Genomic DNA, 15,269 nt, shown 5'->3' on the forward strand with positions numbered 1-15,269 from the left:
GCCTCTAATGTCTGCCGCCGGCGGCGCCGGCACCGAAGCGAAGTTCGAGAAGGGTTTTGAGTGCGAGCGTGACGAGCGCCAGCAGTGCCAGCAGCGAGGCCACCGCAAAGGCGGCCACCATGTTATACTCGTTATAGAGGATCTCGACATGCAGCGGCATGGTGTTGGTCAGACCCCGGATGCGGCCGGAAACGACCGAGACCGCACCAAATTCACCCATGGCGCGAGCGTTGCAGAGCAGCGCGCCGTAAAGCAGCCCCCACTTGATATTGGGCAGGGTGACATACCAGAAAGTCTGCCAGCCGGATGCGCCGAGCGACAGAGCCGCTTCCTCGTCGCCCGTGCCCTGGTCCTGCATGAGCGGGATGAGCTCGCGCGCGACGAAGGGAAAGGTAACGAAGACCGTGGCAAGCACGATACCCGGAACGGCGAAGAGAATCTCAATGCCGTAGGTTTTCAGCCAGGGGCCGAGCAGGCTGGCGCTCCCGAACAGCAGGACGTAGACCAGACCCGAAATCACCGGCGAGATGGAAAACGGCAAATCGATCAGCGTGATCAGAAACGCCTTGCCCTTGAACTCGAACTTGGCGATGGCCCAGGCAGCGGCGACCCCGAAAATCACATTGAGCGGCACGGCGATGGCGGCCACCGTCAGCGTCAGCTGGATTGCGGCCCAGGCATCGGGTTCGGTCAGGGCCTCCTCATAGGTGACCCAGCCCTCCCGAAAGGCCTCGACGAAGACCGACACCAGCGGCAAAAACAGGAAAAAGGCGAGGAAGAGCAGCGCCAGTCCCACAAGGACGAGCTTGGTCGCAAAGCCTTCATCAGCCGGATTGCGGAAACGGCGGCGGTTATCGGACATGGCCATACCTTCCGCGGCTCCAGGCCTGAATAAGGTTGATGACCAGCAGCATCGCAAACGAGATCGCCAGCATGATCGTGGCGATCGCGGTGGCACCGGCATAGTTGAACTCCTCCAATCGGATGACGATCAGGAGGGGTGCGATCTCCGAAACATAGGGGATATTGCCGGCGATGAAGATGACCGAGCCGTATTCGCCGACGCCGCGGGCGAAGGCCAGTGCGAAACCGGTCAGAAGCGCAGGTGTCAGGCCCGGCAGCAGAACCTGAAAGATCGTCTGGAACCGGTTGGCACCGAGTGTGGCTGCCGCTTCCTCCACTTCGCGGTCTATTTCCTCCATGACCGGTTGCACCGTACGCACGACGAAGGGCAGGCCAATGAAGATCAGAGCGATAACGATGCCATAGGGGGTGAAGGCAATGCGGAACGGCATGAACAGCGCGCCGATCCAGCCGTTCGGCGCGTAAAGCGCTGCAAAGGCGATACCGGCGACGGCGGTTGGCAGGGCGAAGGGCAAGTCGACCATGGCATCGATCAGCCGACGCCCGGGGAAGCGGTAACGGGTAAGCACCCAGGCGAGAAGCGTGCCGAATATGACATTGACGAAGGCGGCGGCAAAAGCCGTACCGAAGGACACGTAGAGCGCCCGCAACGTGCGTTCGTCAGACAGAATGCCGAAAAAGCCGGACCAGCCGAGCTCGGCAGTGCGCCAGAGAAGGCCGGCGATGGGAATGAGAATGATCAGCGACAGGTAGGCGAGTGAAAAGCCGAGCGTCAAACCGAAACCCGGAATGATGCTCGGCTGCTTCAGTCTCCAGCGCGCGCTGGACGCGGTGGCGGATGCGGTCATGCTTGGTTCCGAGTTTCTCTTAAGCCCAACATGGCACGGTGCGGGTCGAGACTACCGCACCGTGCCGTCAGTGTCACGGATCGTGCAGCGGCATCACCGCGCGCCGGGCTTGTAGATCTGGTCGAAGATGCCGCCATCGCCGAAATGGTCCGGCTGTGCCTTCTTCCAGCCGCCGAACAGCGGATCGTCGATGGTGACGAGCTTGATATCCGGCAACTGCTTCAGGAGTTCAGGCTTCACCGCCTCGCGCTTCGATGGGCGATAAAAATGCTTGGCGGCGATGTTCTGGCCTTCGTCGGAATAGAGATATTGCAGATAGGCTTCGGCGACCCTGCGCGTCCCCTTTGCATCGACCACGCTGTCGACGACAGCGACCGGCGGCTCGGCCAGAATGGAAATCGGCGGGACGACGATCTCGAACGCATCCTTGCCGAATTCCTCACCAGCGAGATAGGCTTCGTTTTCCCAGGCAAGCAGAACATCGCCGATCTGACGCTGCGCGAAGGTCACGGTCGCGCCGCGGGCACCGGTATCGAGCACGGGTGCGCGTTTGTAGAGATCGGCGATATAGGCCTTGATCTTGTCCTGATCGCCTTTGAATTCCTCATTTGCCCAAGCCCAGGCGGCCAGGTAGTTCCAGCGGGCGCCACCCGATGTCTTGGGGTTCGGCGTCACGATCTGTACGTCGCCCTTGACCAGATCGCCCCAGTTCTTGATGCCTTTGGGATTGCCCTTGCGCACGAGGAAGACGATCGTCGACGTATAGGGCGAAGCGTTGTTGGGCAGGCGCGAGCGCCAGTCATCCTTGATCTTGCCGGTCTGCTGGACGGCATTGATATCGCTTTCAAGCGCCAGCGTCACGACATCGGCATCGAGCCCGTCGATCACCGAACGCGCCTGCGCGCCGGAGCCGCCGTGCGACTGACGGATGGTCACGTCATCGCCGCCCTCGGCCTTCCAGTGCTTGATGAAGGCGGCGTTGAAATCCTTGTACAGCTCACGGGTCGGATCGTAGGACACGTTGAGCAGCTGGGAGGCCGCAAAAGCCGGCGCCACGCTGCCGGCGGCGAGCGTCACACCGAGTGCGACAGCCAGCAGTCGCTTTCCAATTCCGTCGGTAAAGTTCAGCATGAGGTCTCTCCTTGTCTCACGCTAAACACTAGTGATCAGGTCGTGTTAGTCAATTCGCGGCGAAAAGAAGGCAAAACTGTTTCGCTTGCGGGGACCGGGACGACAAAGAATGCGTTACGCCAGTGCCCGGGAACAGAACGCATCGGTCGAAAAATCAACGTGAAGGGAAATGGCCGTTCGTCCGTAAGCCCTGTTTCGGAGAGGACAAACCGGTGTTTTGCAACGTCATCTGACCTTCGAAACGGATGCGACCCATACTGGGGCTGCCAGCTTTCGACGCTGACAGGTGCGATCGGGGAAACGCTTGAGGCGCCGACCGCGCCTTATACACCACCGGAGCAGCACGTTGCGGGAAAACCGACGTGAACATCACGCCGTCATCAGTTCCCGCACCGGCATGTGCGTCGATCCCGCCCCGGCCACTGCATCGGCAATCGTGGTATTGAACAGGACGTCCCGGCTGGCATCGGCGACGCGCGCAAAGACATGGCGGATTTCGCAGAGATGTTCTCCATCGCAATCCTCGCATTTGCGATAGGCGGTCTGCGAGAGGCAGGGCAGCGGCGCGATAGGTCCGTCGACCAGACGCAGAACTTCGCCGAAGCTGATCTCGTTCGCGGGCTTGAGGAGCAGGTAACCGCCCTGCTTGCCGCGCCGGCTGACAACCATGCCCGAACGCTTGAGGTCCAGCAGAATCTGCTCAAGGAATTTTTTTGGAATGCTTTGCTGCCGGGCAATTTCCGAGATCATCATCGGTTCATGCGGATGCGCCTGCGCAAGCGCGGTGAGCGCTCTCAAAGCATATTTCGCCCTCTGCGATATCATAACAACGCGACCATCATATTCACACGCACCGCATGCTCGGACGCACGCGACAGATTGCTGTTGCGCCCGTCCTTGCAGTGGAGAGCCACACCCGTCGCCGCGACCCCTGAAAGCCGCGCCGCGGGACTATCCTTGACTAACGCCAATGGTGAACGAGTACAAACAAATACGGGCTTGGGGGAGGTAAAGTTTGTTGACGGCGATTAACGCAATTCGCCCTTCGGTGAGAATGTCTCCGCCTGCATGGCAGCGGCCCGCCGACGAGGCCCGGGATGAGACAAAAAGGGCCTTTTGACGCGACAACCACAGGACCGGCGCGGCCGGGCGCTCGCTGCGGGGTCGAGCTCCTAAAACGTCAGTTTTCTGCGCTGCTCGACGTTTGGAGAGATATTTGCTCTTGGCGCGTCGAGGTTGAAACCCGTTTTCCTGGCCTCCACCGTCGATGATGACGGATAATCCAGCCATTCAAACCGGAATGAAGTCATGTCAGTTCATGCCGCCCCAGCGGAGATTGCCTCTCTCGATACCCGATTTGCAGATCTCGACCTTGCTGATCGGCTTTCGCTTGCAGCAAGCCTTGGTCGCGCCGTGTTCACCACCTCCCTCGGCATCGAGGATCAGGTCATCACGGCGGCGATCGGCACGCACCGCCTCCCCATCACCGTTTCCACTTTGGAAACCGGTCGCCTGTTCCACGAAACGGTCGATCTGATCGCGGAGACCGAAGGGCGCTACAATATCTCCATCGAGCGGTTCCGGCCGCAACAGGACGCCATCGATGCCTATGCCGCACGATATGGCCTCAACGGCTTTTACGACAGCATCGAGGCCCGCCATGCCTGCTGTCATGTGCGAAAGCTGATCCCGCTTGCGGCCGCGCTTTCGGGTGCGGAGGTCTGGATTACCGGCCTGCGGCGCGGCCAGTCCGGCAATCGCGCGGCAACGCCTTTCGTGGCGTTCGATACCGAGCGCAATCTGCTCAAGGTCAATCCGCTGGCCGACTGGGATCTGGAAACCATCAAGGCGCATGTGGACGCGCAGGCCATCCCTGTCAATGCGCTGCATGGTCGTGGCTATCCCTCGATCGGCTGCGAACCCTGCACCCGCGCCATCAAGCCCGGCGAACCCGAACGGGCCGGCCGATGGTGGTGGGAAAACGATGAAAAGCGCGAATGCGGTCTGCATGTGCCCGACAACACGCATGGCACCCCGGCAGCCCGAAACGCCGCTCAGCCTGGCCCCGTGAGCCTTGCAACGGAGAACGGCTGTCGCTGATCCCGACGATCTTCAAGGCCTGGCCAAAATTTTGTGTTTGTAGAGAATTCCCGGAGACTGAAATGCCCCTGTCCGTACAGGAAACGGAAATCAAGAACCCGCCCGTTTCCAGACCCCCGCTCGATCCGCATCTGAAAGCCCTGGAAAACGAAGCCATCCATATTTTCCGAGAGGTGGCCGCCGAGTTCGATAATCCGGTCATGCTCTACTCGGTCGGCAAGGACTCGTCCGTTCTGCTGCATCTGGCGCGGAAAGCCTTTTACCCCGGCCGTGTGCCCTTTCCGCTTCTGCATGTCGATACGACCTGGAAATTCCGGGAAATGATCGAGTTCCGGGACCGGATTGCCGAAGAATACGACCTCGATCTCGTCGTGCATACCAACAAGCGTGGCGCTCAGGAGAACATCACCCCCTTCACGCGCGGCTCGGCATTTTACACCGACGTGATGAAGACCGAAGCACTCAAGCAGGCACTCGATGCCGGCAGATATGATGCCGCCTTCGGAGGCGCGCGACGCGACGAGGAAGCGAGCCGGGCCAAGGAGCGCATCTATTCGTTCCGTACGCCCGATCACAAATGGGATCCGCGCAACCAGCGTCCCGAACTATGGAATGTCTATAACGGCATGATCCGCAACGGCGAAAGCGTGCGTGCCTTTCCCCTGTCGAACTGGACTGAGGTCGATATCTGGCGTTACATCCAGGCGGAGGACATCCCGCTTGTTCCGCTTTATTACGCGGCAACGCGTTCTTATGTGGAACGCGACGGGATGATGATCCTGGCCGAGGATCCGCGGCTGGAGCTGCTGCCGGGTGAAACGGTGCAGCACGGCATGATCCGGTTCCGCACGCTCGGCTGCTTCCCGCTGACGGGCGCCATTCGCTCGAGCGCCGGCACGCTGGACGAAATCATCGCCGAACTCGAAATCGCCACCGTTTCCGAACGCCAGGGCCGCGCCATCGATCGCGACCAGTCCGGTTCCATGGAAAAGAAGAAGCGCGAAGGATATTTCTGAGATGAGCGCAACAGCTGCATCCCCGTCCGCCACCATTCTTCCCTTTGCGGAATCAGCCGCACGCATGACACGCGACGCGCGACCGCTGCGTCTCATCACCTGCGGTTCCGTCGACGATGGCAAATCGACGTTGATCGGCCGTCTCCTTTGGGACACGAAGGCCGTCAAGGAAGATCAGGCGGCAACGCTTGCGCGCGACAGCGGCGCCCAGAACGATCTCGGCCTGCCGGATTTCGCGCTCCTGTTGGATGGATTGCAGGCCGAACGGGAACAGGGCATCACGATCGACGTCGCCTATCGATATTTCTCGACCGACCGGCGCTCATTCATCGTCGCCGATACGCCCGGCCACGAACAATATACCCGCAACATGGCGACGGGCGCCTCGACGGCCGACCTCGCCGTGCTCCTCGCCGATGCGCGCGCCGGCCTGCTGGAACAGACCCGCCGTCACGCGACGATCGCCGCGCTGATGGGCATTCGACAGTTCGTGCTTGCCGTCAACAAGTTCGACCTCGTCAATTATGACCGTGCGATCTTCGAACGCATCAGCCATGAATTCCGGGAATTTGCCCTATCGATCGGGGTACGCCAGATCATCGCCATTCCGATGTCGGCTCTGAAGGGGGAAAACGTCGTTCTGCCGGCATCGGACGCCGTGCCGTGGTATGACGGTCCGACGCTGATCGAGGCGCTGGAACTGGCGACCGTACGGTCATCGCAGACCGGCGGTTTCCGCCTGCCCGTGCAGCGTGTGGTACGACCCGGCGAAAGCTTTCGCGGCTATCAGGGTACGGTTGCCGGCGGCTCGATCAAGCCCGGAGACAGCGTCGCCATCCTTCCCTCCGGCACGATTGCCAATGTCAGCCAGATTGTAACCTTCGACCTCGTGCGCAACGCCGCCGTCGCCGGCGACGCGGTAACACTGGTTCTCGATCGTCCAGTGGATGTTGCGCGCGGCGATACCATCGTGTCCGTCGATGCCCAGCCGATGACCGGCACCGCCTTCGATGCGCAACTGGTAGCCCTCCAGCAGGGCGGCATCGAGCCCGGCAAGCGCTACTGGCTAAAAAGCGGTGCGCGCCGCCAGCGCGTGACGATAGAACCGCTTCTGCAACTGGATCTTGCGTCCGGTCAGTGGCGACCGCATGCGGCGACGCTTGCCATGAACGCGATCGGAAAAGTGCGTCTGGCCTTCGAGGAAACCGCGGTTTTCGATACCTATGAGCAGAACCGCACCACCGGCGCTTTCATCCTGATCGACCCCGATACGCTCAACACGGTGGCTGGAGGCATGATCACGGGCAAACGCGTCAACCTTGGGGGGTTGAAGCGGGAGGGCGACCGGATGCTGCTCTCCTTGCCGGCGGACCTCGCCGAACAGCTGATGGCAAGCGAGCTTTTTGCCGACCGGCGGGAAGAGGTGGAGATCCGGCGCATGACGGCTGCCGAAGCTTCCGTCTTGTGGAAGAACGCCGGCAGCGACATCTGAGCAGTCCTGAGACGATGGACGGACGGGAGGCCGTTGGGTCAGCACTTGGCTCCGGTAACCGGGACACCACGCAGACCGCTGCCGGTCAGATCCGTAGAAAACGGGGTTTTTCCGCACGACCCTCAAACCGTCAAGACGGCAGTGCAGGGTTTTCGGCAACGCTCCTTGTCGTGCCGCGCACCATCAGCTCGAAACCCAGGTCGATCGACTGTTTCGCGCCTTTTTCACCATTGATCTGACGGATGAGAAGGTCGGTCGCGCGGTAGCCCATGTCGTAGCGCGGTATGCGCACGGTCGTCAGTGGCGGCTCGGCTACGGCGGCAAAATTGACGTCGTTATAGCCGCAGATGCCGAAATCCTCCGGCACGCGGATGCCCCGCCGTTTGCATTCGAAAAAGGCACCCAGCGCCACGTCGTCGTTGAGACAGAAGACCGCGTCGATGTCCGGCTGGCGCTCGAGGATTTCGCCGAGCATGCGACATCCAAGCGGCACCGATGTGGGCTCGGCCAGCATCATGACCCGTTGCGGGTCGTAAAGACCATGCGCCTCGAGTGTGACGCGGTAACCTTCCAATCGCCTCTGCACGCGCAAATCGACGCCGCCGCCCAAAATTGCGATACGGCGATAACCGCAGTCGAGGAGATGCTGTGTCGCCGTCTTGGCCGCGCTGCAGTGATCGGAACCGACAACCGTGCCGAGCGCGGTCAGGTTGGTGTCGATCATATGCACGATCGGACAATTGGCGCTCAGAACCATATTGACGATCACTTGCTGGTTCTGCCCGCCTGCAACGAGAATGCCGGCCGGGTGCTGCGACAGGAACAGTTCCAGTTGGCGTCTTTCCTTTTCCGGATCCCGCCAGGCATTGGCATACTGGATACGCAGTTCCGTCTCTTGTAACCTAGCCTCGATACCGTGAATGATGTTGAGAACCGCCAGGCTGCTGACTTCGGGAAGGAGGGCGCAGACGATGCCATTGTGCCGGCTGGCGAGCGCTCGTGCCGCATAATCGGGTACATAGCCGGTTTCCTCGACAACTCGCAAAATACGTTCGCGCAGAGCTTCAGAGACACGGTCCGGTTCACGCAGCGCCCGCGAAACCGTTATCGCGCTGACACCGGCTTTCGTCGCAACATCAAGCAGCGTCGTTCTTTCGCCCCGTATCCGCTTCTGGCGCATGGTTTGCCCCTTTCCCGCTCGCCCGGCCTGACGCCGTGAAGGACAGCCACCGCGCCGGACAAGCCACCCAATAACCCCAGCTTTCGCCGCCTGCCGTGCCGCCAGTGAGCGTTTCAAGGCTGGCGCCGGCCGCCTTATGTCAAGCGGCAACGGCAGTGTAATTCACGATCGGAACAAGTGACAGATTTTTGTTGGCGGACCTATTTAGATCACAAACACGGGCGAAACTTGCAGCAGGTCAAATCAGGTTTTCGGGCCGAAGGAGTAAGCCATGGCGATCATCAGCATCCAGTCCAAGCTGATAGAGGCAATCGATTACGACGAGGACCAGAAGAACCTCACTGTCTTTCTTTATAACGGCGAACGCCGGGCTTATTCCGGCGTGTCGAAAGGCCAGGTCGTGGGGCTTACGGTAGCTGCCTCGCCGGGCAATTACTACATGACGGAAATCCGGGGAAAATACCCGGCCCTGTAAGCTTCAGCACAACAGCCTGTAACCGCCGACGAGGATGACCGCCCATAGGTAAAGCGAGATCTGAAGCGACAGAAGATAGGCTGATACGTGTCCCTGCACGACGAAGTCCTCCCTGGTCTTTGATGGAACGGCTCCCCACCGCTCTATTTGCTAACGCCAAAATGCTCGCAAAGTTTCTCGCTTCTTACGCTTGGCTCCTGATGGGGCGAACGCTACGTACCACCGCCTTCGCTGCTTGGGCTCAACAAGCTAAACCGCGGCAAGTGGATGCTGCGATGCAGCAATGCGTGCCCATTTTTTGCGAATATCTGTCACTTTCTGGCGATGATACGGCGGTGAGCGTTGCAAATTTTCTCGCAGGTGCGAACATGAGGCCATTCGGTATGCGTCGATAGACATGTTTCCTGAGGGGGGCCCCGCGTTCATTGCGCCTCCAGGTTTGCGTATGTCGATCGCTGATAACGGAAGTGAGGTGAGTGAGATGACGTCGCCGGGAAGTCCACGCGCCCTTGTCGCTTCAGCCCTGTCGCAGACCCGCTACGCTTTTTACGGCATCGCCGTATTGAGCGCGATCACCAATATCCTGATGCTGACCGGCCCTCTTTTCATGATGCAGGTTTATGACCGTGTCCTGACGAGCCGCAGCGTGCCGACACTGGTTGCACTCACCTTGCTGGCACTCGGCATCTACGTCTTCCTCGGCATTCTGGAAATGATGCGTTCGAAAATCCTCCTGCAAATTGGCCGACGGATCGACGAGGAGCTGAGTGCGCCAACTTTCGATACGGTGCTGCGACTGCCGCTTGGTCTGAGCCGGAATGACGGCGGCTCGCAGCCGCTGCGCGATCTGGACCAGATCCGCGGCTTCATGAGCGGATCCGGGCCGATCGCCATCTGTGACCTGCCGTGGATGCCACTCTACATCGCAATCCTCTACGCCTTTCATCCCTATTTCGGCTATGCCGCGGTGGCTGGCGCAATCCTGCTGATGGCGCTGACCTTGTCGAGCGAATTCCTGCTACGCGAACCCACGCGAAAGTTGTCGCAAATGGCGTCGCGTCGCTCCGACCTGGTGGAGGCGGGCAGGCGCAATGCGGAACCCCTGCATGCGATGGGGATGCGAACCAGCTATGCCGGCCGCTTCGAACGGTTGAACCGGCAGTTTGTCGAGGGGCAGACCGTGACCAGCGACCTGACCTCCAGCTTTTCGGCCGTGTCGAAAATCTTCCGCATGGCACTGCAATCGGCCATTCTGGCGCTTGGCGCCTGGCTGGTGATCCAGCAACTGGCCTCGCCCGGCGCCATCATCGCGTCGTCCATTCTCACATCCAAGGCACTTTCGCCGATCGAGATGGTGATCGGTCAGTGGCGCGGTTTCATCAACGCACGACAGTCGCGCCGCCGGCTGGAAGAGATGCTTGACCGCCATGCAGGTGTACGAAACCCGATGCCGCTACCGGCGCCGGCGCGGACGCTATCGGTCGCCGGTCTCGCGATCATGCCGGCAGGCGGCAGCAAGCCTCTCATCCACGACATCGCATTCACCCTGTCGGCCGGTCAGGGGCTTGGCATTATCGGGCACAGCGGGTCCGGCAAATCGACGCTTTCACGTGCGCTGGTCGGCATATGGCCGGCCACCCGCGGCAGCATTCGCCTCGACGGAGCCGCGCTCAACCAGTGGGATCCGGAAGCGCTCGGGCCCTCCATCGGTTATCTGCCGCAGGGTGTTGACCTGTTCAACGGCACGATTGCCGAGAACATCAGCCGATTTTCCGAAAATGCCAGCCCCGACCTGATTATCGAGGCGGCGAAGCTCGCCGGTGTCCATGATCTCGTTCTATCCATGCCCGACGGCTATGATACCGCGATCGGCAATCACGGCGCCATTCTTTCCAGTGGCCAGCGCCAGCGCATCGGTCTCGCCCGCGCGCTCTATGGCCGACCCTTCCTTGTCGTGCTCGACGAACCGAACGCCAACCTCGACGCCGATGGCGAGGCGGCGCTGACCCGCGCAATCACCGCAATGCGCCAGGCCGGGTCGATCGTGATCGTGGTGGCGCACCGGCCAAACGCACTTCAGGCCCTTGACCAGGTTCTGGTCATGAGCGGCGGCGCAATGGTGGCCTTTGGCCCCCGCGATGAGGTGCTCCGGAAAACCACCCGGCCCACGCCTCCTCGGCCTGCGGCATCTGCCGGAGCGTCCGGTGGCGTCGCGGCGGGAACGCAGGGCCTGAGAGAGGAAACGGCGAAGTCGGAACAAGCAGCGGTGCCCTTTCCGGCAGCGGAACAGGAGGCGTCGGACGCGGCGGTGCTGGAAGAGGACCAAAGCAAAGGATCCGGCCCTGCCGTCAGGAGGATCACGCGATGAAGTCGATGTTTGGTCTTTTCGATCGGCTGGATATCTTCAACCGCCTCAAACTGGAGCCGGGTGTAGCGACACCTGCTTCAAAGGCCATACGGCGCTACCTTCTGGCCTCGGTCGTCACGGTTGGTGTACTGGTAATCGGCGCGGGCGGCTGGGCGGCCACGGCTAACCTTTCGAGTGCGGTCATCGGCAGCGGCACGATCGTCGTGGAGGGATCGACAAAACGTATCCAGCATCGCGAAGGTGGCATTATCGGCCAGATCCGCGTGACCGACGGCAGCCGCGTGAGGCCCGGCGAGCTTTTGATCAGGCTCGATGACACGATTACAAGGGCCAACCTTGCTGTGGTCGCCAAGCAGATCGACCAGCTGGAAGCGCGTCGCATGCGGCTGATTGCCGAGCGTGATGAACAGGATGCTCTGAAACTGCCGCAGGAACTGGCGGACCGTCGATTCACCCCGGCCGTCGCCGATTATATTTCGGCGGAAACTGCGTTGTTTAAGGCGCGCCGGGAAACCATGCAGGCCCAGAAAGGCCGGTTGGGTCAGCAGATTGGCCAGATCGAGCAGGAACGCAGAGGCCTGGAGGTCCGGCGCGACGCCAAGAATGAGGAACTGTCCTGGGTCGCGGAGGAATTGCGACGTATCTCCAATCTGAGTGAACAGGGCCTCGTGCAGTTTACTCGGTTGTCGCAGCTGCAGCGCACCAAGGCGCAGCTCGATGGTGAACGGGGGCAGCTGATTGCTGAGATCGCCCGGGCTGCAACCCGCATCTCCGAGACCGAATTGCAGATCCTGCAACTCGATCAGGACAGGCGTGCCGAAGTGCTGACGGAGATGCGCGACATCGACAACAAGCTGGCGGAACTGGCCGAACAGCGCATCGCCGCCGAAGACCAGCTGAAACGGATCGAAATCACCGCACCCCAGGCCGGCATCGTGCACGAGCTTGCAGTGCATACGATCGGCGGCGTGATCGCGCCAGGCGACACAGTGATGCTGATCGTGCCGACCGACGATAAGCTGGTGATCGACACGAAAATCCGGCCTGCAGACATAGATCAGGTACGACATGGCCAAAGGGCTGCTTTGCGCTTTTCCGCCTTCAATCAGCGCACCACGCCTGAAATCGACGGGATTGTTGAAACCGTTTCCGCCGACCTCAATCACAATCCGCAAACCGGCGAGAGCTGGTATTCCGCACGGATCACCATACCGCCGCAGGAGCGCATCAAGCTCGGAGACCTGACGCTTGTGGCGGGCATGCCGGTTGAAACCTTCGTCCAATCCGGCGAACGTTCGGCCTTGTCCTATCTGGTGAAGCCGCTGACGGATCAAGTGGCCCGCGCCATGCGGGAGAATTGAGACGACTGCGCCGGTGAAACCGTGACAAAAAAGCGCGTTGCGAGAAGTTTTTTTAGCTTGGCCGTAAAGCCCCTCGCCCAGCACGGCGGAAATCTGCTAGGCCGCTTGTCGAAATATTGCATGCGGGCGGCGGGACGGCTGCCCAGTTCAACGAAGGGCCCCGATCATCATGAATATCCGTCTTGCCGCGCTTGCTGCCGTTGCAGTCGCGCTTTCTGCCTGCAACACCGTCACACCCTTGAAGGCGGACCCGATCAAGGCGCGCTGGGTCGGTCAGTCGGCTGGCAAGTTCTTTGCAGCCTATAGCCCGCCCTACAGCGACAGCCCGAGCGGTTCCTTGACCGTTTATAACTGGCGCGGCGGCTACCAGCGCATCAAGACGGAAAGCGGCAAGAGCACTAGCGTCAGCTGTGCCGCGACGATTACCGTCTCCTCGGATTACACGATCCGCGACATCCGCATCGTTGCAGACCGGCCCGGCGCCAAAGGGCCGAGCTATTGCGAGGAACTCCTGGCGCCTGCACAGGGCTGATCTTCCTACGCGACGTTCAGCAGGCGGTTTCGGACCGCCTGCCTTTGATCGACCACTTCCATGGCTTCGGCAGGCTTGTTCGTCAGCACGAGCCTGAGGGTGATTTCGAGCTATACCTCTCACTTCCATAGCCCGGCATCGTGACCGCTCTGCCAGCGGGAACCCGATTGCTCGCAATGGTCGGCAACACCCTCCCCTTTCCGGCCCCGTCGTCTCTCCTTGCTGACGTCCATTCATGGCAATGAAGTCCCCTCGTCCCTGCGAGCTCCCGCGTTCTCGTCCGCTCTGGCGGGGTCCAAACACGTCCTTGCGTCCTTGTTTCCTGCAGATGCCGTCCTGCAGTGGTCAACAACATACGCAACATCCCGGCGCCGGTCGCGTCGTGTCATTTCAGCTCAATTCCTCCGGTGCCATCAGGCGCGGACATGGGCCGACCGTAAGCCCAGCTGGTTGTTCTAGGCGCCGGCGGTATCGCTGAAGCTAGTCGACCGGTGGACAAATCTTTGAACTTAGCGCCTTCCGTGTTTCTTTCGAAGATGCCAGCCGGTTGTTGAGAATGATCGATTTGAGAGGGCGCGGCAGGATCGCCAGGCACTGACAATTGCGTCATCACCAGGCTTTCGACCATTGCACGGACATCGAATCTTCCAGCCTTCGCCAGAGACGCCAGATTGCGAAGATAGCCGCTGGGCGATGCGATGGCCTCCCCTCTTTCATAGAGGCAGGCAAGGGTCACCGCAGTCTCAGCGGTACCGATCGCCCTGTTGGCATAGTCGAGAAGTTGACCATTGATCGACAGCATCGAGAGTAGAACGGGTTGAACCGACATCAGGTCCTGCACGGTTCTGATCTTGCCGTTGGCCGTGAGGATTGCCGCATTGGGGCATGCTCGGTTGACCAGATCCAGTGACAGCGTCTTTTGTGTCTGCGTCTCGCTCGACGGTTTTCTGTTTGCCCGCGTCTCTACAACAGCAAGATCTGAATTGAATCTGGATTCTGGTTTGGATTCTATATGCCGCTCAATCTGAGGGGTATTGCCGCCCAGTTTTTCCGGTTTCGCGATGTTTTTCAGTGTATTGACTATTTCGGCGTTGAGCCGCGACAAGTTCGCGAGTTGGGTTTCGAGCTGCTGGAGATCCGGCTTGCGGGGCAAAGAGCACGTAAGGTCAGCAAGACGCGTCTTCAACGAGTTCCAATCGCCCGGCACGCCCTCGAGATTGACCACGTTCAGGAGTTTGCCGATATCGCGGCGATGGAGAGAAATCTCCTCACGCAGCAGCTGGATCTGCACGCGCTCGCGCTCGACCTTTTCAGCAAGCGCAAAGATTTCTTCCGACCGTGCCAGGAGTGGCTGCAGGGAGAAACCGAAAGCATGGGTGATATCCCCTGCCCTGCCACGGCGGGCATAGCGTTTGCCATTGGGGCTGTCCCTGCGCGTCAGAAGACCAGCCTCGACAAGCGACGTCAGATGACGACGGATGGTCTGTTCGGCCATGCCGTGGCTTCTGGAAGATAAAGCTTGATTAGATGGGAAAACCACGAGGCCGTTTGCGACGGAAATCTCGGCCTTCGGATAGAAACTCAGAAGCGCATTGAGAAGCGCCAGAGCACGGTCGGAGAGGCCGAGAAGCGGCTTTGCCTGGCAGAGCGCCCGGTAAAGTGCCCATTTGTCGACCGCTTTGGCGTTGACGCACTTGATGTCGACGACCTGATCCATCAACATGGCAAGTGTCATCGGCCGCCGCCCGAAGGGCGTCGTCGGATATCCATTGGTCATGACTTTCACCTTATGACAGGCAAAAGAAATTCGCTCGCCGAAACGACGCTGTGCTTGACAGTGATTCTAGGAAGTGCGATTCTCGAGTTGCTCAGACTACGAGGAAAGCTTCCGTGACGGTGACG

12 protein-coding genes and 1 pseudogene are annotated in these 15,269 nt (G+C 60.4%); 7 read left to right on the forward strand and 6 right to left on the reverse strand.

The window, feature by feature from the left end; all coding sequences use genetic code 11:
• Positions 1–4: 4 nt before the first annotated feature.
• The 4 genes and pseudogenes from cysW to ACQKKX_RS05210 form a co-directional block, all read right to left on the reverse strand.
• Positions 5–799 (reverse strand): annotated as a pseudogene (cysW, locus tag ACQKKX_RS05195) (sulfate ABC transporter permease subunit CysW); the annotation flags it as partial.
• 52 nt (positions 800–851) lie between these two features.
• Positions 852–1,712 (reverse strand): sulfate ABC transporter permease subunit CysT, encoded by an 861-nt coding sequence (cysT, locus tag ACQKKX_RS05200; RefSeq protein WP_427569405.1) that lies wholly within the window; start codon positions 1,710–1,712, stop codon positions 852–854.
• Positions 1,713–1,805: 93 nt separating this feature from the next.
• Positions 1,806–2,843, reverse strand: coding sequence for a sulfate ABC transporter substrate-binding protein (locus ACQKKX_RS05205; RefSeq protein WP_427569406.1), 1,038 nt, complete (start codon positions 2,841–2,843; stop codon positions 1,806–1,808).
• 369 nt (positions 2,844–3,212) lie between these two features.
• A complete protein-coding gene (locus ACQKKX_RS05210) occupies positions 3,213–3,668 on the reverse strand; it encodes an RrF2 family transcriptional regulator (RefSeq protein ID WP_427569407.1) in 456 nt (151 codons plus the stop codon).
• Between the two features lie 483 nt (positions 3,669–4,151).
• Between ACQKKX_RS05210 and ACQKKX_RS05215 the strand changes: the two genes are divergently transcribed.
• The 3 genes from ACQKKX_RS05215 to cysN all read left to right on the forward strand — a co-directional run bounded on the left by ACQKKX_RS05215 (position 4,152) and on the right by cysN (position 7,451).
• Complete coding sequence (locus ACQKKX_RS05215; protein ID WP_427569408.1) at positions 4,152–4,943, forward strand: phosphoadenylyl-sulfate reductase; 792 nt, start codon at positions 4,152–4,154, stop codon at positions 4,941–4,943.
• A gap of 62 nt (positions 4,944–5,005) precedes the next feature.
• The gene (gene cysD / locus ACQKKX_RS05220) at positions 5,006–5,959 is read left to right on the forward strand and encodes a sulfate adenylyltransferase subunit CysD (RefSeq protein ID WP_427569409.1); all 954 of its coding nucleotides are present in this window, start codon (positions 5,006–5,008) and stop codon (positions 5,957–5,959) included.
• Position 5,960: 1 nt separating this feature from the next.
• Entirely contained in the window at positions 5,961–7,451 is a 1,491-nt protein-coding gene (gene cysN, locus ACQKKX_RS05225) for a sulfate adenylyltransferase subunit CysN (protein WP_427569410.1), read from the forward strand.
• Positions 7,452–7,581: 130 nt separating this feature from the next.
• Here cysN and ACQKKX_RS05230 read toward each other — a convergent pair whose 3' ends face one another.
• A complete protein-coding gene (locus ACQKKX_RS05230) occupies positions 7,582–8,631 on the reverse strand; it encodes a LacI family DNA-binding transcriptional regulator (protein WP_427569411.1) in 1,050 nt (349 codons plus the stop codon).
• Between the two features lie 271 nt (positions 8,632–8,902).
• Here ACQKKX_RS05230 and ACQKKX_RS05235 point away from each other — a divergent pair, with 271 nt between their 5' ends.
• From ACQKKX_RS05235 to ACQKKX_RS05250, 4 genes are all read left to right on the forward strand, one after another.
• Positions 8,903–9,106 (forward strand): KTSC domain-containing protein, encoded by a 204-nt coding sequence (locus ACQKKX_RS05235; protein ID WP_427569412.1) that lies wholly within the window; start codon positions 8,903–8,905, stop codon positions 9,104–9,106.
• A gap of 481 nt (positions 9,107–9,587) precedes the next feature.
• Positions 9,588–11,474 (forward strand): type I secretion system permease/ATPase, encoded by a 1,887-nt coding sequence (locus tag ACQKKX_RS05240; RefSeq protein ID WP_427570088.1) that lies wholly within the window; start codon positions 9,588–9,590, stop codon positions 11,472–11,474.
• Complete coding sequence (locus ACQKKX_RS05245; RefSeq protein WP_427569413.1) at positions 11,471–12,835, forward strand: HlyD family type I secretion periplasmic adaptor subunit; 1,365 nt, start codon at positions 11,471–11,473, stop codon at positions 12,833–12,835. Before ACQKKX_RS05240 ends, ACQKKX_RS05245 begins: the two co-directional genes overlap by 4 nt.
• 169 nt (positions 12,836–13,004) lie before the next feature.
• Positions 13,005–13,367, forward strand: a complete 363-nt coding sequence (locus tag ACQKKX_RS05250) for a hypothetical protein (RefSeq protein WP_427569414.1) — start codon at positions 13,005–13,007, stop codon at positions 13,365–13,367.
• A 385-nt stretch (positions 13,368–13,752) separates the two neighbouring features.
• On the opposite strand, the gene repC is transcribed toward ACQKKX_RS05250, so the two are convergent.
• Positions 13,753–15,144: a plasmid replication protein RepC gene (gene repC / locus ACQKKX_RS05255; RefSeq protein WP_427569415.1), complete on the reverse strand. Its 1,392-nt coding sequence runs from the start codon at positions 15,142–15,144 to the stop codon at positions 13,753–13,755.
• Between the last annotated feature and the right edge of the window lie 125 nt (positions 15,145–15,269).

Source organism: Neorhizobium sp. NPDC001467 (assembly GCF_050275975.1).
GTDB lineage: Bacteria > Pseudomonadota > Alphaproteobacteria > Rhizobiales > Rhizobiaceae > Neorhizobium.

What these genes read in the sequence shown, in the direction of transcription:
- ACQKKX_RS05215 (WP_427569408.1), top strand. Translation starts at nt 4,152, where the DNA reads ATGTCAGTTCATGCCGCCCCAGCGGAGATTGCCTCTCTCGATACCCGA.
- cysT (WP_427569405.1), bottom strand. Translation starts at nt 1,712, where the DNA reads ATGACCGCATCCGCCACCGCGTCCAGCGCGCGCTGGAGACTGAAGCAG.
- ACQKKX_RS05235 (WP_427569412.1), top strand. Translation starts at nt 8,903, where the DNA reads ATGGCGATCATCAGCATCCAGTCCAAGCTGATAGAGGCAATCGATTAC.
- ACQKKX_RS05210 (WP_427569407.1), bottom strand. Translation starts at nt 3,668, where the DNA reads ATGATATCGCAGAGGGCGAAATATGCTTTGAGAGCGCTCACCGCGCTT.
- ACQKKX_RS05205 (WP_427569406.1), bottom strand. Translation starts at nt 2,843, where the DNA reads ATGCTGAACTTTACCGACGGAATTGGAAAGCGACTGCTGGCTGTCGCA.
- cysN (WP_427569410.1), top strand. Translation starts at nt 5,961, where the DNA reads ATGAGCGCAACAGCTGCATCCCCGTCCGCCACCATTCTTCCCTTTGCG.
- ACQKKX_RS05250 (WP_427569414.1), top strand. Translation starts at nt 13,005, where the DNA reads ATGAATATCCGTCTTGCCGCGCTTGCTGCCGTTGCAGTCGCGCTTTCT.
- ACQKKX_RS05245 (WP_427569413.1), top strand. Translation starts at nt 11,471, where the DNA reads ATGAAGTCGATGTTTGGTCTTTTCGATCGGCTGGATATCTTCAACCGC.
- cysD (WP_427569409.1), top strand. Translation starts at nt 5,006, where the DNA reads ATGCCCCTGTCCGTACAGGAAACGGAAATCAAGAACCCGCCCGTTTCC.
- repC (WP_427569415.1), bottom strand. Translation starts at nt 15,144, where the DNA reads ATGACCAATGGATATCCGACGACGCCCTTCGGGCGGCGGCCGATGACA.
- ACQKKX_RS05240 (WP_427570088.1), top strand. Translation starts at nt 9,588, where the DNA reads ATGACGTCGCCGGGAAGTCCACGCGCCCTTGTCGCTTCAGCCCTGTCG.
- ACQKKX_RS05230 (WP_427569411.1), bottom strand. Translation starts at nt 8,631, where the DNA reads ATGCGCCAGAAGCGGATACGGGGCGAAAGAACGACGCTGCTTGATGTT.